This is a genomic window from Flavobacterium bizetiae (assembly GCF_902804475.1).
GTDB classification, from domain to species: Bacteria; Bacteroidota; Bacteroidia; order Flavobacteriales; family Flavobacteriaceae; genus Flavobacterium; species Flavobacterium bizetiae.
On record NZ_CADCSU010000120.1, the window covers coordinates 1 to 24087 of the forward strand.

The following is a 24087-nucleotide window of genomic DNA, read 5'->3' on the forward strand; positions in this document are numbered from 1 at the left end:
TATTGAATCATTATAAATAAGAGAAAAAAAGATTTCTTAAATGTGGAATCCCGTAATGTTTTCTCTAAAGTAGCTTGTAGCTTTGTCGTATAGAAATTGATTTAAGCGTTGTTTTTGCCTTTTTAAACAGCATTTTTCAATCTCTGTGTTACTGTTTTTGGAGAAACATTTTTTTTTTAGAATGAAAATTTGACACCATTTCATAGTGGATATCTTTGTATAAGTTTGCAAGACATACGAGAACGTCTAAATTTTTATAGGGTCTTTAGATTTGGTTATTTAGTTAACTGAATTTAAAGACCCTTTTTTTATTAGCTTAATAATAAAAGTCCTGTAATCCAGAAATGGATATAGTCCCAATTGATTTTGAACTTTTGAGGCGAAAAACCATAGAAATTTTTAAAAGCTGCCGAAAAATGTGACACATCTTTATAGCCGCATTTATAGGCTACATCACTAACTGTTGAGGCTTTATTTTGAAATAATTCTTTTGCATGTTCCATTCTGAGTTTAATAATATAACTTTTCACAGTAGTGCCAAAACAAGCTTTAAATCCTTTTTTTAGTTTAAACTCATTTAGCGAAATCAGCCTTGAAAGTTCTGCTAATGTTGGTGCGTGAACATAGTCATTGTCTAGTATTTGCTTGGCTTCTAGTAATTTATTGTAATCGTCTTCGTCAATTTGATCTTTTTGTATGGGTATGGTAATGATTGTTTCCAGCTGATGTATGAGCAGCTCTTTGATTTTAGTTTCGATATACATTTTTTTTAATGCACCCTGACGGTTACAGTTTTTTATTTCGTGAATCACCCATTGAATTGCAGGGGTAAAGGGAATATATTTTGAAGTTAAATAGCTCGATTTTTTATGCAGGATATTTTTTGAAAATTTTTCATGAAGTTTCCAGTCTTCATTGATGATGTTATAGTAAAAGTCTTTAGATAAGATTATACAGAAATAATTAGTTTGTTCAAAGGCGGGGATTTTAATAGTCGCTCTGTATTTTGTAGCATAAAATATATTGTGAGTATTTTTTTTTGAATATTTTTCGGTTTCTAATTGATCAATATGAGTTTCGATATTACTGCAGCAAATAAAATTCATCACGACAGATTCTTCATCAATTTCAAAAATGATAGTTTGAGGCGTTGAAAAAAGCATTTGTGTATCGAGTAAAACCATTCCTTCGGTGATTAAATGATGGCTTTTAATTTGTTCTGAATCACCATTTTTTATATCCACATTCTCTTCTGTTAAGAAATTTTTAGGGTAATGATTGTTACCAATTTCAATTTGAATAATTGACTTTTCGTGTGCTAAAATTTTCGATTTGATTTTCAAAATATAATCCGTTTTTACAAAATAATAATCCGTTTTTCCCTATCTTTTTTCGAGTTGTAGATGGTACTTTTGCGCCAAAGTTATTTATAATTAGTCTAATTAAAGATATGACAACTCACAAATTTTTATTTTTTAGTATATTTTTTTTCTTTTCGATCTTGTCTCATTCCCAGCAAAATCAAGGTTTCTTTGTTAGTGGAGAGGTAACAGAAAGTTCTGGACAAACAATTCCTTATGCCACAGTTAGTATTGAAAAAACTAACCTAAGCATGATTTCGGATGAAAACGGGAGTTTTGTTTTCAAAAATGTAAAGCCGGGAAAATACACTTTAAAAATTACTGCAATTGGTTTTTCAAGCTATAGAAAAAATATAGAAATTTCATCTTTGGATGTCAATTTTAAGGTTCGTTTAGAAAGTGAATTAAACGAATTGGAAAGTGTTACAGTTTTAGGACGTACTGCAACTGATAAAGTAAACAAACAAGCTTATAATGTAACCGCTCTTGATGCAAAAAAACTTCATAACACTACGCTTGATTTGTCTCATGCTTTAGACAGGGTTTCCGGTGTTCGTGTTCGTGAAGCTGGTGGAGTAGGTTCAAGATCAGAACTTTCAATAAATGGTTTCTCGGGAAATCAAATCAAGGTTTTTATTGATGGAGTTCCGATGGATAATTTTGGATCTTCTTTTCAACTGAATAATATTCCTGTAAATCTTGCTGATCGTGTTGAAGTTTACAAAGGTGTTGTACCCATTTGGCTGGGTGGTGATGCTTTAGGAGGCGCGGTGAATATTGTGACCAACAGCAAACCAAGAACTTATGTTGATGCATCGTATTCTTTTGGATCTTTTAATACACATCGTTCTGCAGTAAATGCGGGTTATACTTCTAAAAGCGGTTTTACAACAGAAATAAATGCTTTTCAAAATTATTCTGATAATAATTATTGGGTCAATGTTGATGCGGCCAATTTATATTCAGGTCAATATTATCCAAATCAGCGTGTGAGAAGATTTCATGATAATTACCATAACGAAACAGTGGTTTTAAACATTGGTATTACCGGAAAAAAATATGCTGATAAATTGTTATTTGGTTTTACAGGAGGTCAAAATAAAGCAGACATTCAAACGGGAGCAAGGATGGAAAGTGTGTTTGGATCTGTTTATTCAAAAGGAAATATCTTGATGCCCACTGTAAAATATCAGGTTAAAGATCTTTTTACAAAAGGTTTGAATTTTAACCTTACGGGGAATTTTAATTTTGGAGAAGAAAAAAATATAGATACCGTATATATTAGATACAACTGGTTTGGCGAGAGCAGAAAGTTTGACGGTTTAGGTGGAGAACGCAGTCGTACGTTACGTAAATTCAAAAATAATAACGGAATTGCTACAGCAAATGCGACTTATAGTTTGGGCGAGAGACATTCTTTTATGTTAAATAATACCTTTAATACTTTTGATCGTAAAGAAAGTGATGAATTAGTTCCTGAGTCTTTAGTTTATAAACAGCCTAAAAAAACACAAAAAAATGTAATAGGGTTAGGTTATAAGTTTGATTATAACGAGAAGTGGAGTACATCTGTATTCTTAAAAGATTATTCCTTAAAAACTACTTATTCCAGAAGTTACAATCCATCTGGAAATACCGGAGATATTGCATACCAGCAATATGTAGATCATACTTCGGTACTGGGATATGGTGGAGCAACAAGCTACTATATCAGACAAAATTTGCAGGTAAAAGGATCTTTTGAAAAGAGTTACCGTTTACCAAATCCGCAGGAAATTTTTGGAAATGTAAATGAAAATATTGCAGGAAATCTTGATCTTAAACCGGAGACCAGTAATAATTTTAATGCCGGAGTGAGCTACCAAACTAGTTTTAGAAAAGTAAATGCCATGACATTTGATCTTAACTTTTTGTATCGGAATGCAACAGATTTTATACGTTCTGAGCTGAATGTAAATCAAACCATGCAAACAAATGTCAATCAGGGAAGAGTGACTAATTACGGTGTAGATACAGAGATTCGATATTCATACAAAAACCGATTTACTGCAGGTGTAAATATGACTTATCAAAATCTGCGAAATATGACAAAATATGAGCCAGGTCAGGAATATGTATCGCTCTTTTACAAAGACAGGGTGCCAAACATCCCATATTTATTTGGAAATTTTGATGCGACGATATTCTTTAATGATGTTATAAAAAAAGGAAACAATTTATCTGTAGGATACAATCTTCTCTACGTGTATGATTATTATTTGTCATGGCCAAGCCGTGGTATTCAGTCTAGTAAACTGGATATTCCCACACAGTTTAATCACGATGTCAATATTGTTTACACACTTGCAGATGGAAAATACAATATAGCTTTTGAATGTAAAAATGCATTAGACAATAGGCTGTACGACAACTTTTCGTTACAAAAACCAAGTCGTGGTTTTTACCTCAAATTCAGATATTTTTTCGATAAATCACGTAAATAATTTAATAATTCAAACCATAATAACATGAAAAAAAGTAGCAAATTAATTTTGTTCTCAGCTTTAGTAGCTTTTACAACGTTCTCTTGTAGTAGTGATTCTGATAAACCGGGAAATGAAACAGGCGGTGGAGTAGATACCGGAAAAACAAAATATATAATTACTGCAACTACGGGAGCAGCAGGAATTGCAGATTATTTATTAACCGCTGATGATATTTCTAAAGGATCTATTACTACAACGGGTAATGGTATCGAACAGGACGGATCTTACCGTTATTACATTACAGCGCAAAACAACTTTTTTAGCTTATTGTATGGTCAGGGAAATCCAGGTGCTGTAACAACTTACAACCTGAATGCAGAAGGAAAGTTAATTAAGAAATCTAATTTTCAGGCAGAAACTGTACATGTTTTTGCAGCTGTAAACAAGGATATTTTAACGATTAAAGTACCAAGAAGCGGTGCGGCATCAATTGCTCAAATGTATAAAATTGATGCAGAAAAATCACTTATTACAGGTGAGGCACAACAAGACACGAAAAAATTAGCCGGAAACGGTGAAAGAGCCTTTTTTACCTGGGCAACGCAAGTTGGCGAAAAAGTATACATGCCTTATATGAGCATAAAAGGTGACGGGGTTGATAATTTTGGAACTAAAAACCCTGATAGTACATGGGTTGCGGTATACACGTATCCGGAGCTTAAATTAGAAAAAGTGATCAAAGATAACCGTACCAGTTATTTAGGAGGCTATTATACCAACGGATTGTATCAGGACGAAAATGGAGATGCTTACGGTTTCTCAGGAGCAGTTGCCACAAGCAATTCAGTTGTAACTTCGACTAAGCCATCTGCAGTGGTAAAAATTAAAAAAGGAACTACTGAATTTGATAAAACATATTTCTTTAATGTACAGGAAAAGTCCGGAGGATATAAAATTGCTTCCTCTACTTATATCTCTAAAGGAAAGGTTTTATTGCAAATGTTTGGTACAGTAGGAACAAATAAAGGTGCTGCAAAACTGGCAATTGCTGATCTTTACAATCAAACTTTTACATGGGTTACTAATGCGCCTCAAGTAATTACTTTTACAACTGTAGAAAGATATAATCTTGTTAGCGAAGACGGTTCATCTGCTATTGTAGGTATTAATACTCCTGAAGGAAACTGGATTTATACCATCAACGGTACAACTGCTGTTGCTACTAAAGGAATAAAAGTTGAAGGTGGTCAGATTACTGCAATTGCAAAATTAAAATATTAAAAATTGGTTTCTTTTGAGCCGTAGGCCTTTCGGGGCTTGCGGTTTTTTTTATTTATCTTTTATACGCTACTAATTATGTTTTCTTTTTCAACATCAAATACAAACAAGAAAAAAAGTAAAAAATCGCTTTTCAAGCGTATTATGGCCTGGTTGCATTTATGGCTCGGACTGGCTTCCGGTATTATTGTAGTTATTGTTAGTGTAACGGGCTGTATTTATGTTTTTGAAAACGAAATTAAGGATTTTATTGAAGACTGGCGTTTTGTTGAACCTCAGGAAAAAGCTTTTTTATTACCCTCGCAATTAGTTACAATTGCAGATAAAACCATGAAAGGCAATCATGCGACTAGTGTTACTTTTGGATCAAAAGATGATGCAGCTATTGTAGGTTACTTTATCGAGAAAAAAGAAAGTAAAGACGAAAAAGGAGAACATAAAAGAGGAGATAAAAAGGGGAATCCTAAAAATGACACTGCTAAAAATGCGGGTGAAAAAGGAAAATCTGATCTAAAATCTCAAGGAAAAGGTAAGCAAAAAGGCGAAAAAGATGAAAAGCGCAGAAAAAGAAGAAATGGTGTTTTTACAAGCATTTACATGAATCCTTACACGGGAGAAATATTAAATGTAAAATCTTTTTCAAGAGGCGATTCTCCCGATTTTTTCAGATGGATATTAAATGGTCACCGTGCTTTATGGCTTCCTTATGATATAGGAAGGCCAATTGTGGGAGTGGCAGTTATCATTTTTATTATTTTATTAATTTCAGGTATAGTGCTTTGGTGGCCAACCAAATGGATTAAGTCAATTATTAATAAAAGTTTTAAAATAAAAACCGATGCCAGTTTCAAACGTGTCAATTATGATTTGCATAATGTGCTTGGATTTTACAGCTGTGTTTTTCTCTTTTTTATTGCTGTAACAGGATTAGTGTGGAGTTTTGACTGGTGGAGTAAATCACTATATTGGGTTACATCCGCAGGGAAACCTTTGGTAGAAAACCGTGAATCTCCAAAATCAGACACGACAAATGTTAAGACTTTTAATCTTACTACGGCAGATAGAGTTTTGTTGAAGATGAACAAAGAAAATCCACAGGCAGCCGGAATACTAATCTCTATTCCTGCTAAGCCGGCAGATCCTATTGGAGCTTTTGTTTACAAACAAAAAAATACCTACTACAATATGGACAGGTATAATTTTGATCAGCAGACCTTAAAAGAAATTTCAATAAAGTCGACTTTTTCAGGAAAATATATAGATGCTAATATACCAGACAAAATACGAAGGATGAATTATGATATTCATGTGGGAAGCGTACTGGGACTTACAGGGAAAATTATTGCTTTTTTTGCCAGTCTAATTTCGGCTAGTTTGCCTATTACCGGATTTTTAATTTGGTGGGGAAAACAGAAATTTGGCAAAAAAACGGCGGCATCTCCAAAAGTTGCTACTAAAGCAATTCCTATTGTTAAATCCAAACAAGTCTTAGAGAAAGAATTATCAGTTTAACGGAGTGAGAATCCGGTTTTTTATAGTTTTTGATGTTGGTTAGAAAGGCAAGACGTTGTAAGTTTTGCCTTTTTTTATTTGATGCATTGAACTTAATTTTCAAAAAAAAAGATATAAAGCACAATATTTTGGTAACTGAATTTTATATTTCTATGAAGTCAAAGTTATTATGACATTCATTGATTTTAATTGGTGTATCCCTGACTTTTAAGCCATTCTTCGCAATCTCGTGTCCAAAATTTGCTGGTGTCTTTTACACCCAAACCAAAACCATGTCCTCCTTTTTCATAAATATGCAATTCAGCCGGAACTCCGTTATTTTTAAGCGCCAGATAAAAATTGATGCTATTTTCAGGTAAAACAGTGGTATCGTCTGTTGCGTGTACCAAAAAAGTAGGTGGAGTTTGTGCGTTTACCTTTTTTTCGTTCGAAAACGAATCAAGTAATTCCTGAGAAGGAGTATTACCTAATAAACTAATTTGCGAACCTTTGTGTGTAATATCATTCTGCATAGATATTACAGGATAAATTAAAAGAGAAAAATCCGGACGGGCACTTACTTTTGAAGTTGTTTCATATGTTTTTTCGTCGTAATGCGTAGCTAAAGTCGAAGCTAAATGTCCTCCGGCAGAAAAGCCAAGAATTCCAATTTTGGTGGCATCAATATTATATTTTGCAGCATTTTGTCTGACATAACGTACCGCTTCTTGCGCATCTTGCAAGGGACCAATATTTTTGTTTTTCATGATCTTGTCACTCGGTAAGCGATATTTTACCACAAAAGCAGCAATTCCCAGACTGTTGAACCATTCTGCGACTTTAGTTCCTTCTTTATCAATTGCCAGGTGCTGATAACCTCCGCCAGGAAAAATAATAACCGCGGCCTGATTGGGTTTAGGTGTTGGTGGCAGGAAAACGCTTAATGTGGGAATGCTGACTAAACTTGTGCTTTGTACTTTTCCGTCCTTGATACTTTCATTTTCTTTATAATCTGCTGCTTTAATTTCGTCAGGAATTTTATTCCATAACGGGATGATTTTATTTTGAGCATTCAGTTGGTTTGTGATTCCTATCAGCATAACAAAAATTGTTGCCACTTTTTTCAAGAGCAGTTGTTGTGAATTTTTCAATTTTATAATGAATTAGTTAAATAGTGTGTTTTTGTGCAAGTATTCAAAAATAGAAATTTTGAAGCTATTTCCGTTAAGAAAACAACGTTAAAAAACAGTTTTTATTTTGAGATAAGGCTCAGCGCTGGTAAATGATTTGAGAGTATTGAGTTTGGTACAATTTTACCCCCTAATAAGGACAAATTTCGTATGTGTGCATTTAACAATTATATTGTTTAATGTGTAATTTTGAATACACTTTTTTGTTCTATCCGTTTATTTAAATAGTTAAAATAATTTTTTATCTAATATATTTGGAATATAAAGATTAAAAACTATATTTGTGCAATCGATTACATTATTCTGTTTTGTTAGATTTTGCCAAATTGATTTTTATTGTCTTTTGAGATGAACAGATAGATTAATAGTGCAAGAAAAAATATCAATTTTATAATATATTAACTATGAACCAACCACCAGACACAGTTGTTATTGATCACACTAAAAAATCTACAGGAAGTTATCGCTGGAGTATATGTGCCCTACTGTTTTTTGCAACAACAATCAATTATCTCGACAGACAAGTTCTTTCCTTAACCTGGAGTGATTTTATAGCACCGGAATTTCATTGGACCAACAATGATTACGGAAATATTACAGCATTATTTTCTATTTTTTATGCCGTTTCTTTATTATTTGCCGGACGATTTGTAGACTGGCTGGATACTAAAAAGGGATTTCTTTGGGCCATTGGTATTTGGTCTTTTGGAGCTTGTTTACATGCTTTTTGCGGTATTGCAACAGCAGGAATTATTACAGGAAACTGGTTTGTCGGTTTTGAAGGCGCCAAAGATGCCATTGATCTGGTGCAGGATACAGGATTAGTTATTAATGTAAGTGTTACATTATTCATATTTGCCCGTTTTGTTCTGGCAGTAGGGGAGGCAGGAAACTTTCCGGCAGCGATTAAAACTACAGCGGAATATTTTCCTAAAAAAGACCGTGCTTTTTCTACCAGTATTTTTAATGCAGGTGCAACAGTTGGAGCTTTAGCGGCTCCGATATCGATTCCGTTTATCGCGAAATCTTTTGGATGGGAAATGGCTTTTATCATTATTGGAGCTCTTGGTTTTGTTTGGATGGGATTTTGGATTTTTATGTATGATAAACCGGAAAGACATCCAAAAGTAAGTGCTGCTGAATTAGAATATATCCAACAAGATGATATTGCTGACAGTAAATTAGTAGGTTATGTACCTGAAACAACTGATAAAGTTTCATTTGTAGATTGTTTTAAATACAAACAAACCTGGGCTTTCGCTTTTGGAAAATTCATGACTGATGGTGTGTGGTGGTTTTTTTTATTCTGGACACCAGCTTATTTAAGCTCTGTTTACGGAATGGATTCTACTCAGGCGGCTTTACCATTGTTTGTTTTATACATGATTACATTGCTTTCTATTGTTGGAGGCTGGTTACCGACTTATTTTGTAGAAAAGAAAGGAATGAATCCCTACGAAGGAAGAATGAGAGCGATGTTAATTTTTGCATTTTTCCCATTATTAGCTTTAATTGCACAACCTTTAGGATACATAAGTTACTGGATTCCTGTAGTTATCATCGGTATTGCAGGTGCGGCCCACCAATCATGGTCGGCAAATATTTTTACCACAGTTGGCGATATGTTTCCTAAAAAAGCAATTGCAACCATTACAGGTATTGGCGGTTTAGCCGGTGGTGTAGGTTCTACTATAATTAATAAAGGTTCAGGATTATTATTTGATCATGCTAAAGAAACCAATATGTCTTTTATGGGCTTTCACGGAATCGAAGCAGGTTATTTCATTATCTTTTCTATATGTGCAGTTTGTTACTTAACAGGCTGGTTAGTAATGAAAACGTTAGTTCCTAAATACAGTCCGATTACAGGTTTGTAATATTTGGAAAATTTTAATAGTTGAAAAATGTGTTTTTTAAAGATAAAAATCTAATTTTGTGCAATCGATTACATTAAATTAAAAATTATGACAAAATATAGTTCAAGATACGCGTCAAGCCCCGAAGCAGTAAAAAAGTATGATACTCAGGAATTAAGAAATGAATTCTTAATCGATGACTTAATGCAACAAGATGAGATTGTTTTAACATACTCTCATTATGATAGATACATTGCTGGTTCTGCAGTTCCGGTAAAAGGTGATTTAGTTTTAGAAAGTATCGATCCGCTTAAAGCGTCTTACTTTTTAGAAAGAAGAGAAATAGGAATTATAAATGTTGGTGGAAGCGGTTCTATTGTAGTGGAAGGAAAAACATACGCATTAGGATTTAAAGATGCTTTGTATATCGGTAGCGGTAATAAAGAAGTAATTTTTAAAAGTGACGACAGCAAAAGTCCGGCTAAATATTATATCAATTCTGCACCGGCTCATACTACTTACCCAACGGTAAAAGTGAGTTTGGCAGAAGCAAATAAATTAGAGTTAGGTACAATGGAAACGGCAAATCACCGTACGGTAAATCAAATGATTATCGGAAGTGTGGTAACTACTTGTCAATTGCAAATGGGAATGACAGAACTAAGACCGGGAAGTGTTTGGAATACCATGCCGGCGCACGTACACGATCGTAGAATGGAAGTTTATTTCTACTTGGATATTCCGGAAAATCAGGCCGTTTGTCATTTTATGGGACAGCCACAGGAAACAAGACATATCTGGATGAACAATCATCAGGCGGTTATTTCTCCGCCATGGTCAATTCACTCAGGTTCAGGAACCAGTAATTATACTTTTATCTGGGGAATGGCTGGAGAGAATTTAGATTACGGAGATATGGATGTTTGTAAAATAACTGATTTAAGATAAAAATCATGACAAACTTATTTGATATAAAAGGAAAAATTGCCCTTATAACAGGAAGTACACATGGACTGGGAATGGCAATGGCAAAAGGATTAGGGGAGGCCGGAGCAACAATTGTTGTAAACGGAAATTCTTCTCAGCAAAAAATTGACGCTGCTGTAGCGGAACTTAAAAAGGAAGGAATTAATGCGGTGGGTTACAAATTTAATGTAACGGATGAAAAGGAAGTTATTGACGCGATTAAGAAAATTGAAACCGAAGTAGGGCCAATTGCGATTTTAATAAACAATGCAGGAATTATTAAAAGAATTCCGCTAATTGAAATGGAAGTTGCTGATTTCAAAGAAGTAATTGATATTGATTTAGTAAGCCCTTTTATTGTTTCTAAACACGTTGCTAAAGGAATGATTGAAAGAAGACAAGGAAAGATTATCAATATTTGCTCAATGATGAGCGAATTAGGCCGTAATACCGTTGGTGCTTATGCAGCTGCAAAAGGCGGTTTGAAAATGCTGACGAAAAATATGGCAACAGAATGGGCAAAATACAACGTTCAGATCAACGGAATTGGACCTGGATATTTTGCTACAGAACAAACAAAACCTATTAGAGTTGACGGACATCCTTTTAACGATTTCATCATTAGTCGTACTCCGGCTGCAAAATGGGGAGATCCGGGCGATTTAGCGGGAGCTGCTATATTTTTATCTTCTAAAGCCAGTGACTTTGTTAACGGACATATTTTATACGTAGACGGCGGAATCCTTGCCACTATTGGTAAACCATCAAACGAAGAATAATTCTCAATTATATTTGAAAAGACATGAGCGCAAATCAAACATTCATAAACGATAACTTTTTACTTGAAAATAAATTCGCGGAAGAGTTATACCACAACTACTCAAAAAATCAACCTATAATTGATTATCACAATCATTTAAATCCGCAGTTTATTGCTGAGGATAAGGTTTTTGGCAATATAACACAAGTTTGGATTAACGGAGATCACTACAAATGGCGTGCGATGCGTACATTAGGGATCAACGAGCAATTTGTAACCGGAAATGGTTCAGATAAAGATAAGTTCTTAAACTGGGCAAAAACAGTTCCGTACACGATGCGTAATCCTTTGTACCACTGGACACATTTAGAATTAGCTCGTTATTTTGATATTTACGATTTACTAAACGAAAAATCGGCAGAGAAAATCTATATCGAAACTACAGAAAAAATTAATTCTCAGGCGTACAGCACACAAAACCTACTTAAAAAAGTAAATGCTGAATTGGTTTGTACGACCGAAGATCCAATTGATAGTTTAGAGTTTCACCAGAAACTGACACAAAATCCTATCGGGACTAAAATGAGTACTGCTTTCAGACCTGATAAAGCAATCTTAATAGCTAATGATGGTTATAATGCATATCTGGACACATTAGGGGATGTTTCCGGAATTGCCATTGCTACTTTCGCTGATTTACAGGCGGCATTAAGAAAAAGAATTGAGTTCTTTAATGCAAACGGATGTAAATTAAGTGATCATGGTTTAGATCAGATTTATTTTGAAGAATTTACAGAATCTGAAGTAAATGCAATCTTTAAAAAGAAAAGAGAAAACAGAATTATATCGCCAGAAGAAGCTTTAAAATTCCAAAGTGCTGTTTTGTTGTTTTTATCTGAAACGTATCACGAATTTGGCTGGGTACAGCAATTTCACTTAGGTGCTTTGCGTAATAATAATGCGCGTATGCACAGAATTTTAGGTCCTGACACAGGATGGGATTCTATTGGAGATTATCCGCAGGCACAAAAACTATCAAGCTTTTTAAATGCATTAGATAGTAAAGATAAATTGACTAAAACAATCATTTATAACTTAAATCCAGCTGACAACGAAGTAATGGCAACCATGATTGGAAACTTCAATGACGGAAGCGTTCGCGGAAAAGTACAGTTTGGATCAGGATGGTGGTTTTTAGATCAGAAAGACGGAATGACCAAACAATTGAATGCTCTTTCGAACATGGGATTAATTAGCTGTTTCGTCGGGATGTTGACAGATTCAAGAAGTTTCTTGTCTTTTCCAAGACACGAATATTTCAGACGTATTTTATGTAATCTTTTAGGAGATGAAATCAAACGCGGTGAATTGCCAAACGATATGGAATGGATTGGAAAATTAGTTTCGGATATTTCATATAACAACGCAAAAGAATATTTTAAATTTTAGTTAAGAGGAAAGAACATAGAGGAAAGATAATAGATTTTTAGCATTGCTAAAAATCTTTTTAATCACTAGAATCTGTGTTAAATAAAAATATTTATATGAGTAAAGTAGTTGCATTCGGAGAAATTATGTTGCGTCTTTCCACAGAGAGACATCTACGTTTTTCGCAGGCAAAGGAATTTGGCGCTTCTTACGGAGGCGGTGAATTTAATGTTTGTGTGTCTTTGGTGAATTATGGCGTAAGCGCAGAATTTGTAACAAGATTACCTGACAATGAAATCGGCACTTCGGCATTAAAAGAAATGCGAAAAATGAACGTTGAGTCCAAAAATATAGTTTACGGAGGTGAACGTTTAGGAATTTATTTTCTTGAAACCGGTGCAGGAACACGTGGCAGTAATGTGGTTTACGATCGCGCGCATAGTTCGATGGCAACGATTCAAAAAGGCACAATCGACTGGGAAAAAGTCCTTCAGGGTGCAACCTGGTTTCATTGGAGCGGAATTACTCCGGCAATCTCAGAAAGTGCTGCCCAAGCTTGTTTAGAAGCTATTAAAGTGGCGCATAAAATGGGAATCACGATTTCATGCGATTTAAATTACAGATCAAAATTGTGGCAATACGGCAAAACGCCAAGCCAGGTTATGCCTGAGATGCTACAATACAGTAATGTTATTTTAGGAGATATTGATACGGCTTATTTCATGTTAGGAATTCCAAAGGTAAATCCGAATTATCAGGATGAAAAATCGCTTCCGGTTTTGTATACCAAATTGTTTGACTTGATTCCGAATTTAAAAACTGTTGCAACCACATTACGTTATTCTGTAAGCGCTTCTCACCAAAGAATTGGCGGGATTTTGTTCGACGGAAAAGCAATTTATCAGGCTGCTGTAAAAGAAGTTACCCCGGTTGTAGACAGAGTAGGCAGCGGCGACGCTTTTATGGGAGGATTAATTTACGGATTACAGCAATATCAAAATAATAACCAGAGAGCATTAGATTTTGCAGTAGCAGCTTGTTGTTTAAAACACACTATCGCAGGAGATTATAATCTGGTTACTTTAAAAGAAGTTGAAAATATGATTGATGGTGATGGTTCTGCATTAGTATCAAGATAATTAGAAAAAAATGGCAAAATATTCAAGAATTGAAGTGGCTTTACAAATGAAAGAAAACGGAATGGTTCCGTTGTTTTTTCATTCAGATATCGAAATAAGCAAAAAAGTATTAAAAGCCTGTTATGATGGTGGCGCCCGATTAATGGAGTTTACAAGCAGAGGCGATTTTGCTCATGAAGTTTTTGGAGCTTTAAACAAATATGCTTTGGCCGAATTACCTGGAATGATGTTAGGTGTGGGCTCTATAACCGATGCGGCAGCAGCTTCATTGTATATGAGTTTAGGAGCTAATTTTATTGTAACTCCTGTTTTTAGAGAAGATATAGCCATAGCATGTAACCGACGTAAAGTATTGTGGTCGCCAGGTTGCGGAACACTTACAGAAATTGCAAGGGCAGAAGAATTAGGATGTGAAATTGTAAAATTATTCCCTGGAGATATTTACGGTCCGGAGTTTATAAAAGCAATAAAAGGGCCATGTCCGTGGACCAATATAATGCCAACAGGAGGTGTTTTACCTACTGTAGAGAGTCTTACTTCGTGGTTAAATGCCGGTGCAACTTGTGTAGGTATCGGATCGCAGTTAATTTCAAAAGAAATATTAGATAATCAGGATTATGATGGCTTAAAAACAAAAGTAAGTCAGGTACTTGATATCATCAAAAATATTAAAAATAAATAAGGAGTAATCATACCGATCCTTATTTAAAACCGTTTTTTTTAGATTTTAGAGATTGTAATTGAGCATTACACTTGAAAAATAAATTTTGCCATTCCTCACAGTAAAATTTACTTTCCTCACACAAGTGTAATGTTTCTTTTACAGTTGGTTAAGTTGCAGAAAACAAGGATAAATAAGGTGTTTCATGTGATTATTTATAACACTTTAAAGAAAATTATAATGGAGAAAATAAACAGATCAAACTCGGGGTTTTCAGAGAAACTCCCAGTGAAAATAGTGCAATTTGGAGAGGGTAATTTCTTAAGGGCTTTTGTAGAATATGCTTTTCAAAAATTAAATAAAGATGCAGACTTTAATGCAGGAATCGCAGTTGTACAGCCTATTGATAAAGGGTTGGTAAATATGATCAATGCTCAGGACGGGTTGTATACTTTGTTTATGAAAGGGGTTAAAAAAGGAGAAGAAATTCAGGAAAAAGAATTGATTACCAATATTGTAAAAGCAATTGACCCTTATGCATCTTTTCAGGAATTTTTGGCTTTAGCCAAAGAAGAAGAACTGGCTTTTATTATTTCTAATACAACAGAAGCTGGTATCGAATATATCGAATCAGATCGCCCTACAATGCAGCCGCCGGTTTCATTTCCGGCTAAATTGACGGTATTGTTACACGAAAGATTCAAGCACTTCAAAGGTGATAAATCGAAAGCTTTGACTATTATTCCTTGTGAATTAATTAATTATAATTCAGATACTTTAAAAGAAATTGTTTTAAAATATTGTGTCGACTGGAATCTGGAAGCAGATTTTAAATTATGGCTGATTAATGATTGTACTTTTCATAATACATTAGTAGACAGAATTGTACCGGGATATCCAAAAGATCAAATCGAGGAGTATAACAGTCAGTTAAAGTATAAAGACGATTTGATTGTAAGTGCTGAAAGCTTCTTTTTATGGGTAATTGAAGGTGATGATAAACTGAAAGCAAAACTTCCGTTTGAAAAAACAGGATTAGATGTAAAAATCGTTGCTGATATGCAGCCTTATCGTACGCGTAAAGTGAGAATTTTAAATGGAGCACATACAGCAATGATACCTTTTTCATTGCTTTACGGTAATGAAACTGTAAAAGAAACAGTAGACAATGCTTTTACAGGAGAATTTGTAAACAAAGCTGTTTTTGATGAGATCAATGAAACATTGAACATGGATAAAGCGGAGCTGGCAAGTTTCTCTGAAGAAATTTTAGACCGTTTCAGAAATCCGTTTATCAAACACTTATTGTCTTCTATTGCACTGAATTCAATTTCAAAATTTAAAGTTCGTGTACTGCCAAGTTTAACCGGATATGTTGATATTCATCATAAACTTCCCGTTCATTTGACCTTTGCATTTGCTGCTTTAATTCGTTTTTATAAAGGAACATGGAAAGGCGAAAGCTTACCGGTTAATGACAGCGAAGATATTGTGTCTTTCTTTGACGGACTTTGGAAATCTGATGATTACGAGAAAATAGCACGACTTACTTTGCAAAATAAAAGTTTCTGGGATGAAGATTTAACGCTGATTCCGGGCTTGACAAAAGCAATTACAACAGCTTTAGAGGAAATTGATGCAAACGGAATTGAAAATGGTTTTGCTAATTTTCAAAAACAATTACATACTACAACTCAGAACGCTTAATCATGGCAACTCAAAAAAAATTAATAAAAGTCAACCCGGCAGATAACGTAATTGTCGCTTTAACCGATTTGGTACAAAACGAACAAATTATGTTTGAAGGAACTACCGTCTCACCAACAACTGATGTTAAGGCAAAACATAAAATCGCGGAGAAAGATTTTACAATTGGGAATGATATTATAATGTATGGTGTTTTGGTTGGAAAAGCTGCTAAACCTATAAAAAAAGGAGAAGTAATTACCACCGAAAATGTAAAACATCAAAGCGAAAAAGTTTTTGGTAAAAACGGAAATTTAGGCTGGACTCCACCAAATGTAGATCGTTGGAAAGACAAAACTTTCAACGGATACCACCGTACTGATGGACAAGTTGGAACCAAAAACGTCTGGTTGTTTTTTCCATTGGTTTTTTGCGAAAACAAAAATATCGAAAAACTCAAAGATATTTTTGAAAACGAATTAATGCCCAAAAAAGAAGTTTCTTATAAAAATTTGTTACGCTCTTTAATTGAAGAAAAAAGCGTAGAAGAAGTTTCGGATAAAAATTTAAATGAAAATCTTTTAGATAATGTCGAAGTAAAATTTATCAATCATCAAGGTGGTTGTGGAGGGATTCGACAAGATTCAGAATTGTTGGCAAAACTGCTTGCAGGATATGTGAACAACCCCAATGTTGCAGGTGCAACTGTTTTAAGTTTAGGTTGCCAAAATTTGCAAGTTGATATTTTTAAGAAGGCATTGAAAGAAATGAGTCCCAATAGTGATAAAGAAATTTTGATCTATGAGCAACAACAAATTGGAACTACCGATCAAATGTTTCAAATGGTGATTAAAGATTCTTATGAAGCCATTAAAAGAGCCAACAAAATTGAACGCAAACCTGCTCCGCTTTCAAAGCTAAGTATTGGTTTAGAATGTGGAGGGTCTGACGGATTTTCAGGAATTTCTGCTAATCCGGCATTAGGAATTGTTTCAGATATTTTTGCAGCTTTGGGAGGGAAAACAATTTTGGCAGAGTTTCCTGAATTATGTGGCGTTGAGCAAGAATTAATGAACCGATGTGTGGACGAAGAAAAAGCAGATAAGTTTTTAACTTTAATGAAAGCTTTTGAAAAATCAGTTGTAGATGCAGGTTCAGGGTTTGATATGAATCCATCTCCGGGAAACATCAAAGACGGATTAATTACAGATGCAATGAAATCTGCTGGCGCAGCTAAAAAAGGTGGAACTTCACCTGTTGTAGATGTTTTAGATTACGGAGAATATATTTCAAAACCAGGATTAAATCTTTTAAATACGCCAGGAAATGACGCAGAATGTACCACAGGATTGGTAGGATCGGGCGCAACAGTTGTTTTATTTACCACAGGTTTAGGAAATCCGATGGGAAATCCGATTGCACCGGTTGTAAAAATTTCTTCGAACACGGCATTAATTAATAGAATGTCTGATATTATCGATGTAAATGCCGGAACGGTGATTACTGGTGAAAAAACCATTACCGAGGTTGGAGCAGAAATAGTAGATTACATTATAGAATTGGCAAGCGGAAACGTGGAAACAAAAGCAGACCAGTTGAAACAAGATGTATTTATTCCTTGGAAAAGAGGAGTTTCATTATAATTTTTACCATATAAGTGATATAAGTTCACTTTAGTTTTTATTACACTCAATAAAAAAGGCAGCTCTTTAAAGAGCTGCCTTTTGTTTTAGTCTGTTTATGTAGCAAACTTAAATCTACTTATATCACTTATATGGTAAAAAAAAGACGCACTACTGTGCGTCTATAAATGTTGAATATATCTTAAAAATTAAGAGCTAGTTCTTGATGATGATTTACGAATGTGTAATTCAGGAGCGAGAACTACCTTCTTTTCGATTTTGATAGTATCTGTTTTATCTACTTGTTCTAAGAAAACACGAGCAGACATTTTTCCCATTTCAAGTGGTGACTGATCTACAGAAGTTATAGACAATTCCATGAATTTTGTGAATGGCTCATTACTGAAACCTGCAACACAAAAATCTTTAGGAATGCTGATATTTCGGGATCTTAATTCCTGAATGGCGCCTAATGCCGCGAAATCACTTGAAGAGAATATAGCATCGGGAGGAGTTTCTAATTGTAATAATAAATCAACGGCTTCTTTTCCTGCATCGACAAAACTTTTTACAGGAATTACATATTCTTCTTTAAATGTTATTCCGTTATCCAGTAAAGCTTGTTTGTATCCTAAAAACCTGTTTTTGAAAATTTCAAGAGATTGATCTCCCGATAAATGGGCAATAGATTTACAGCCTTCATCAATTAGATGTTTGGTAGTAATATAGCCTCCTTTAAAGTCATTGATAGTTACTGAACTTACTCCATCAATATGTTTGCTTCTATCAAAAAAGATTAGCGGAACATTTTTTTGTAATACGTTATGAAAAGCGCCTTCATTTTCGCCGGTAACATCTGTAACCGACATTATGATACCGTCTACTTGTGCGTCTATTAAGGTATATAAATTCTCATTTTCTCTTTTTGCGCTTTCGTGAGTCTGGCAAATAATGACCTGATAACCATGAGGATGAAGTTCCTCTTCGATTCCTCTAATAACAGAGGCAAAAAAGTTGCTGTCTATACGAGGAACAATAACTCCGATATTATTACTACGTCCGCTTTTTAAGGCAAGTGCCAGTTTATTTTGTTTGTAGTTCATCGCAGCGGCAGTTTTTATAACTAGCTCACGAGTACTCTCTTTTATTTTCGGATTGTTGTTTAAAGCCCTTGAAACGGTAGCGGCAGTGATATTTAATTTCTCAGCAATATCGTAAATAGTTATTTTTTCGCTCATTAATAAAGGTTTTCAGATTAAACTTAGACAAAAATACATTTTTTTTTATAACGTTACACAAATTGTTATCGATTACCATAGCTAATAATTATAACGTTTTCGGTTCAACAATGATAATAAATTATAGGTTTTTTTACATTAAGTGTAATTATATTTCATAATAAAAATTAAATATACAAATATTTTCTAAATTAATTTGGTGCAGTCGAAGTTATTTTATATTTTCGTGTAATCGATTACATAATTACATTGTTTTGATTATCAAACAATAAATACTACTCAAATGATTGTAAATAAGATAATAGCGTTCAAAACAGTATTAATCTCTGGCGTAGCTGCTTTATTGATTTCATCCTGTGCAAAGCAAACTGCTAAAGTTTCTGATGCTAATCCGTGGAAAAAAATGGAATTAATTATAAAAAGTATTCCGCAAACTCAGTTTCCAGATAAAACATTCAACATAAAAGATTTTGGCGCTGTAGCGGATGGGAAAACATCCAATACAATTGCTTTCGAAAAAGCAATTAAAGCATGTGCAGGTAATGGCGGAGGAAGAGTTTTGGTTCCTAATGGAAAATACCTGACAGGTCCTATACATTTAGAAAGTAATGTCAATTTGCATTTAGAAGATAATGCCGAGATTCTTTTTAGCATCAATCCTAAAGAGTATCCGATGGTTCATACTTCATGGGAAGGAACCGAACTAATGAATTATTCACCTCTTATATATGCCAGAAATAAAACCAATGTTGCCATAACCGGAAAAGGAACTCTCAACGGTCAGGCCGATGCTACAAACTGGTGGATTTGGTCAGGAGGAAAAGATTATGGATGGAAGAAAGGAATTCCTTCTCAAAATGATCCTGAAAACCGTGAAGTTTTAATTGAAATGGCTGAAAAAGGTATTCCGGTCGAAGAGAGAATTTTTGGTGAAGGACGTTATTTACGCCCCAATTTTATTGAGTTTTTTGAATGCAACACCGTTTTGGTAAAAGACATCACAGTTATAAATGCTCCGTTTTGGATTTTACATCCCATAAAAACAAATAATATCATTATTGATGGGGTGACGGTAAATAGTCACGGACCTAATAATGACGGTTGTGATCCTGAATATTCGCAAAATGTACTCATTAAAAACTGCACATTTAATACCGGAGATGATTGTATTGCAATAAAATCAGGCCGTGATGCTGATGGCAGGAGAGTGGCAATACCAAGTAAAAACATCATTGTTCAGAATTGTAAAATGATCGACGGTCATGGCGGCGTGGTGATGGGGAGCGAAATATCTGCTGGTGTCAATAATGTTTTTGTAGAGAATTGCGTGATGGATAGCCCTAATCTGGATCGCGCTATTCGCATCAAAACAAATTCAAAAAGAGGCGGAGTTGTAGAAGATGTATATGTACGAAATCTTGAAGTAGGAACTGTAAAAGAATGTGTGTTGCGGGTAACGATGTTCTATAATGTATACGGTTCTCAAACAGGAAATTTTATTCCCACAGTAAGAAATATAAACCTTGAAAATATCACAGTAAAAAACGGTGGAAAGTACGGAGTCTGGGCAGAAGGATATGAAGAATCTCCGGTAGAAAATATTACACTTAAAAATGTAAAAATAGCAAAAGTAGGCAAGCCCTATTTATTGAAAAATGTAAAGAATATCAATTTTATAAATACAAATGCAAATGAGAAAAAAGTAGAAACCATTAAAAATTAAAAACTATCAATTTAACCAAACTATTTAACCAAACTATGAATTTTAAACAATTATCTAAGAAAAAAATAAAATACAATCTTGTATTTTTATTTTTCCTGAATTTCCTGTTGAGTACGACAATATACGCTCAATCGACTCCGGTAGAAGGTAAAATTACAGATGCTGCTGGATTATCACTACCAGGGGTAAATATCCAGGAAAAAGGAACTAAAAATGGTACCTCTACAGATTTTGAGGGAAGTTTTAAAATTAACGTAACCAGTAATAAAGCAATTTTAGTAATTAGTTATTTGGGTTTTCAGACACAAGAAGTTAGTGTTGCCGGAAAATCTAAAGTTAATGTAAGCTTGGCTGAACAATCCAACTCATTAAATGAAGTGGTTGTAGTAGGTTATGGTACTGTGAAAAAATCAGATGTTACAGGTACAGTAAGTACTATAAGTGCGGCGACTATAACTGAGAGAAATACAACAAATCCATTAGAAGCTATACAAGGAAGTACAGCAGGGGTTCAAATTTCTTCTGCTTCAGGGCGTGCAGGAGATGGATTCAAAATCGTTATCAGAGGAAACAACTCTTTGCTATCTGATACTAGTGGTACTAATTCTACAGCTGTAGGATCGACTCCTTTGTTTGTTGTTGATGGTGTACCTCTGGACAATATTGACTTTTTAAACCCACAGGATATTGCCAGAATGGATGTATTAAAAGATGCTTCTTCTGCAGCAATATATGGTTCCAGAGCTTCTAACGGGGTTGTGATTGTAACAACAAAAAGTGGGACAACAGCTAAAAAAGGAATTAATGTTAGTTTTAATACATCATATGGAACTAAAACAGCTGCTAGATTACCAAAATTTATGAATTCACAAGAGTGGTATGCATTTAATCAATCTGCATTTTTATCTTATCCAGCAACTTCGCAAACACCTCAGGCACTTGCAACTGCCTCTACAGGTAATAGTCCTTTATTAGTTAAAAGATACAATGAAGGTTTTAGTTATGACTGGGTTGATGCGATACTTAAGCCTGGTGCAACACAAAATAATTATTTAAACATTTCGGGGCGTGGAGAGTCAGGTTTAAGCTATAATATAGGGCTTGGTATGCAAAGTGATGAAGGACTTATTGATAATGATTCGACAGACAAGTACTCTTTCAAGTTAGGATTAAATCATAAAATAAATGACAAATTCTCTACAGGTGTAAACATTACTGTGGCGCGTACTGTGAACCAATTAGGTAGTGATTTAGCAATGCAGGATGCATTTAGGCTACCTACACTTTTATCTCCATGGGCTGTTGATGCTAACGGAAATGATATTGTAGGACAATTAACATTACAACCTGGTAAAATAACGCAACCTGGTAATACCACCCTTATTTTAGATAGAACTAGTAATGTCAATCCATTAATGGAAATTGCAAACTCTTCACAAACAGAAAAAACATGGCAAACTGTTGGTAATGTTTATTTTCAATACCAAATGTTAAAATGGTTAAGCTTTAAAACAACTTTTGCTGCTGGTATAGTAAATTCTGTTACAGGTATATCTAATACCGCTAATACCAATCAGGGAATTCTGGTAAAAGGAAATTCTTCATCAATTAGAAATTACAATAATTTCAATTATACTTGGGACAATCAGCTAGATCTAAAGCATACTTTTAATGAAGTACATGATTTTAGTATGTTATTATTGCAAAGTACTTACGCCAACACGGATGAAAATTCATACTTATATTCAAGTAATCAGCCTTTTGAATCAGGAATTTACAATGTTCCATCAGGAGCACCTTCAACTTATTCTTTTGTGGCTCCAACACCAGAAACACCTTATGTGAAAAACGAGTTAAAATCTTATGCAGTACGTTTAAATTATGCTTACAAGGATAAATATTTATTAACCGCCTCTAACAGATGGGACGGCTCATCTGTATTATCAAAAGGAAATCAATGGGAAAGTTTTCCATCTGTAGCTTTAGGCTGGAAAATTAGTAAAGAGTCATTTTTAAAAAACAGCAACATTATTTCTGACTTGAAATTAAGAGCTAGTTTGGGGTATACAGGAAATGACAATGTTAATGCTTATGCATCGCAAGCACTTTTAGACCAACAAACATTCTATGCGAACGGATCGAATCTTGTTGCAGGATGGCAATCAAAAAATTTAGCCAACATAAAATTAGCTTGGGAAAAAACAAGAGAAGTAAATTTTGGACTTGATTTTGGTTTACTAAAAAACAGAATTTCAGGAAGCGTTGACGTTTATGACAGATTATCAACTAACGTAATCAATAGTAGACAACTTCCTTATGAAACGGGTTACGCAAGAACATTTGACAATGTAGGTTCAGTTAGTAACAAAGGTGTTGAAGTTTCATTGACAACTAAAAACATTCAGTTAGAAAAACTAAAATGGGAAACAACATTCATATTTAGTAAAAATATAAATGAATTAGTTTCTATTAATTACCAAGAAACAAGTGATATAGGAAATAATTTAATACTTGGTTCAGAGTTAAATCCTAACTTTCACTATGTTTATGACGGAGTTTGGCAAGAAAGCGAAGCTACTCAAGCTGCGTTGTTTGGTGCTAAACCTGGTAATGGTAAATTAAAAGACCTGAATGGTGATAATAAAATTGATGCTAACGATAAAACTGTAATTGGCAGTAGCGTTCCTAAATGGCAGGGAAGTTTTTATTCTAAACTGACATTTGGCCAATTTGATTTCAATTTCTCGATTATTACGAGCCAGGGACAAACCGTATATAGTCCTTTTCATAGACAATTTACAGATGTTACAGACCGAAACCGTCAAAGGGTAAAAATGGACTATTTTGTACCAACCAATGGTGCTGGTGTTACTCCTAATGCTTCAAACAATGCTCCAAGACCTGGTCCTACAGCGGGTGGTAATGGAGCAGGTGCGACTTATCTCGAGACAACAAATACAGGTCTTGTTGGTTATGCATTTTATAGAGATGCATCTTACGTAAAAGTAAAAAACATCTCATTAGGTTATACATTAAATTCAGATTTAATGCAAAAACTTAAAATTAGTAATCTAAGAATTTTCATTAACGTTTTAGATCCGTTTGTTTTTACTGATTTTGATGGTTACGATCCTGAATGGGCAGGAGCTGCGATAGGTATTAACCGTCCATCTTCTATTACTACTCAATTAGGATTAAGTGTTAACTTTTAATAAAATAAAAA

The 24087-nt window shown here is 34.3% G+C and carries 16 protein-coding genes; 13 read left to right on the forward strand and 3 right to left on the reverse strand.

Annotated features, from left to right (window positions below; all coding sequences use genetic code 11):
- Nucleotides 1–311 precede the first annotated feature (311 nt).
- The gene (locus FLACOL7796_RS16430; RefSeq protein ID WP_173971817.1) at nucleotides 312–1343 is read right to left on the reverse strand and encodes a helix-turn-helix domain-containing protein; all 1032 of its coding nucleotides are present in this window, start codon (nucleotides 1341–1343) and stop codon (nucleotides 312–314) included.
- A 107-nt stretch (nucleotides 1344–1450) separates the two neighbouring features.
- Here FLACOL7796_RS16430 and FLACOL7796_RS16435 point away from each other — a divergent pair, with 107 nt between their 5' ends.
- The 3 genes from FLACOL7796_RS16435 to FLACOL7796_RS16445 all read left to right on the forward strand — a co-directional run bounded on the left by FLACOL7796_RS16435 (nucleotide 1451) and on the right by FLACOL7796_RS16445 (nucleotide 6616).
- On the forward strand, nucleotides 1451–3844 hold the full coding sequence (locus FLACOL7796_RS16435) for a TonB-dependent receptor (RefSeq protein WP_173971818.1): 2394 nt from the start codon (nucleotides 1451–1453) through the stop codon (nucleotides 3842–3844).
- Between the two features lie 24 nt (nucleotides 3845–3868).
- Entirely contained in the window at nucleotides 3869–5107 is a 1239-nt protein-coding gene (locus FLACOL7796_RS16440) for a DUF4374 domain-containing protein (RefSeq protein WP_173971819.1), read from the forward strand.
- 75 nt (nucleotides 5108–5182) lie between these two features.
- Nucleotides 5183–6616 carry a PepSY-associated TM helix domain-containing protein gene (locus tag FLACOL7796_RS16445; protein WP_232067393.1) on the forward strand — a complete coding sequence of 478 codons (1434 nt, stop codon included), beginning with the start codon at nucleotides 5183–5185 and terminating at the stop codon, nucleotides 6614–6616.
- 185 nt (nucleotides 6617–6801) lie between these two features.
- Here the strand turns inward: FLACOL7796_RS16445 and FLACOL7796_RS16450 are convergent, their stop codons facing one another.
- Nucleotides 6802–7722 (reverse strand): alpha/beta hydrolase, encoded by a 921-nt coding sequence (locus FLACOL7796_RS16450; RefSeq protein WP_394367911.1) that lies wholly within the window; start codon nucleotides 7720–7722, stop codon nucleotides 6802–6804.
- A 467-nt stretch (nucleotides 7723–8189) separates the two neighbouring features.
- On the opposite strand from FLACOL7796_RS16450, the gene FLACOL7796_RS16455 reads away from it, so the two are divergent.
- From FLACOL7796_RS16455 to FLACOL7796_RS16490, 8 genes are all read left to right on the forward strand, one after another.
- A complete protein-coding gene (locus FLACOL7796_RS16455) occupies nucleotides 8190–9662 on the forward strand; it encodes an MFS transporter (RefSeq protein WP_173971820.1) in 1473 nt (490 codons plus the stop codon).
- Nucleotides 9663–9749: 87 nt separating this feature from the next.
- On the forward strand, nucleotides 9750–10589 hold the full coding sequence (gene kduI, locus FLACOL7796_RS16460) for a 5-dehydro-4-deoxy-D-glucuronate isomerase (RefSeq protein WP_173971821.1): 840 nt from the start codon (nucleotides 9750–9752) through the stop codon (nucleotides 10587–10589).
- Nucleotides 10590–10594: 5 nt separating this feature from the next.
- The gene (locus FLACOL7796_RS16465; RefSeq protein ID WP_173971822.1) at nucleotides 10595–11386 is read left to right on the forward strand and encodes a gluconate 5-dehydrogenase; all 792 of its coding nucleotides are present in this window, start codon (nucleotides 10595–10597) and stop codon (nucleotides 11384–11386) included.
- A 23-nt stretch (nucleotides 11387–11409) separates the two neighbouring features.
- Nucleotides 11410–12816, forward strand: coding sequence for a glucuronate isomerase (gene uxaC / locus FLACOL7796_RS16470; RefSeq protein WP_173971823.1), 1407 nt, complete (start codon nucleotides 11410–11412; stop codon nucleotides 12814–12816).
- A 95-nt stretch (nucleotides 12817–12911) separates the two neighbouring features.
- Nucleotides 12912–13934, forward strand: a complete 1023-nt coding sequence (locus FLACOL7796_RS16475) for a sugar kinase (RefSeq protein ID WP_173971824.1) — start codon at nucleotides 12912–12914, stop codon at nucleotides 13932–13934.
- Nucleotides 13935–13944: 10 nt separating this feature from the next.
- Nucleotides 13945–14616 (forward strand): bifunctional 4-hydroxy-2-oxoglutarate aldolase/2-dehydro-3-deoxy-phosphogluconate aldolase, encoded by a 672-nt coding sequence (locus FLACOL7796_RS16480; RefSeq protein WP_173971825.1) that lies wholly within the window; start codon nucleotides 13945–13947, stop codon nucleotides 14614–14616.
- A 219-nt stretch (nucleotides 14617–14835) separates the two neighbouring features.
- A complete protein-coding gene (locus FLACOL7796_RS16485; protein WP_173971826.1) occupies nucleotides 14836–16302 on the forward strand; it encodes a tagaturonate reductase in 1467 nt (488 codons plus the stop codon).
- A 2-nt stretch (nucleotides 16303–16304) separates the two neighbouring features.
- A complete protein-coding gene (locus tag FLACOL7796_RS16490) occupies nucleotides 16305–17924 on the forward strand; it encodes a UxaA family hydrolase (RefSeq protein WP_089478029.1) in 1620 nt (539 codons plus the stop codon).
- Nucleotides 17925–18112: 188 nt separating this feature from the next.
- Here the strand turns inward: FLACOL7796_RS16490 and FLACOL7796_RS16495 are convergent, their stop codons facing one another.
- Nucleotides 18113–19141 carry a LacI family DNA-binding transcriptional regulator gene (locus FLACOL7796_RS16495; protein ID WP_173971827.1) on the reverse strand — a complete coding sequence of 343 codons (1029 nt, stop codon included), beginning with the start codon at nucleotides 19139–19141 and terminating at the stop codon, nucleotides 18113–18115.
- A 283-nt stretch (nucleotides 19142–19424) separates the two neighbouring features.
- Between FLACOL7796_RS16495 and FLACOL7796_RS16500 the strand changes: the two genes are divergently transcribed.
- Both FLACOL7796_RS16500 and FLACOL7796_RS16505 read left to right on the forward strand, forming a co-directional pair.
- A complete protein-coding gene (locus FLACOL7796_RS16500) occupies nucleotides 19425–20864 on the forward strand; it encodes a glycoside hydrolase family 28 protein (protein WP_173971828.1) in 1440 nt (479 codons plus the stop codon).
- A 35-nt stretch (nucleotides 20865–20899) separates the two neighbouring features.
- Nucleotides 20900–24076, forward strand: coding sequence for a SusC/RagA family TonB-linked outer membrane protein (locus tag FLACOL7796_RS16505; protein WP_173971829.1), 3177 nt, complete (start codon nucleotides 20900–20902; stop codon nucleotides 24074–24076).
- Nucleotides 24077–24087: the final 11 nt, after the last annotated feature.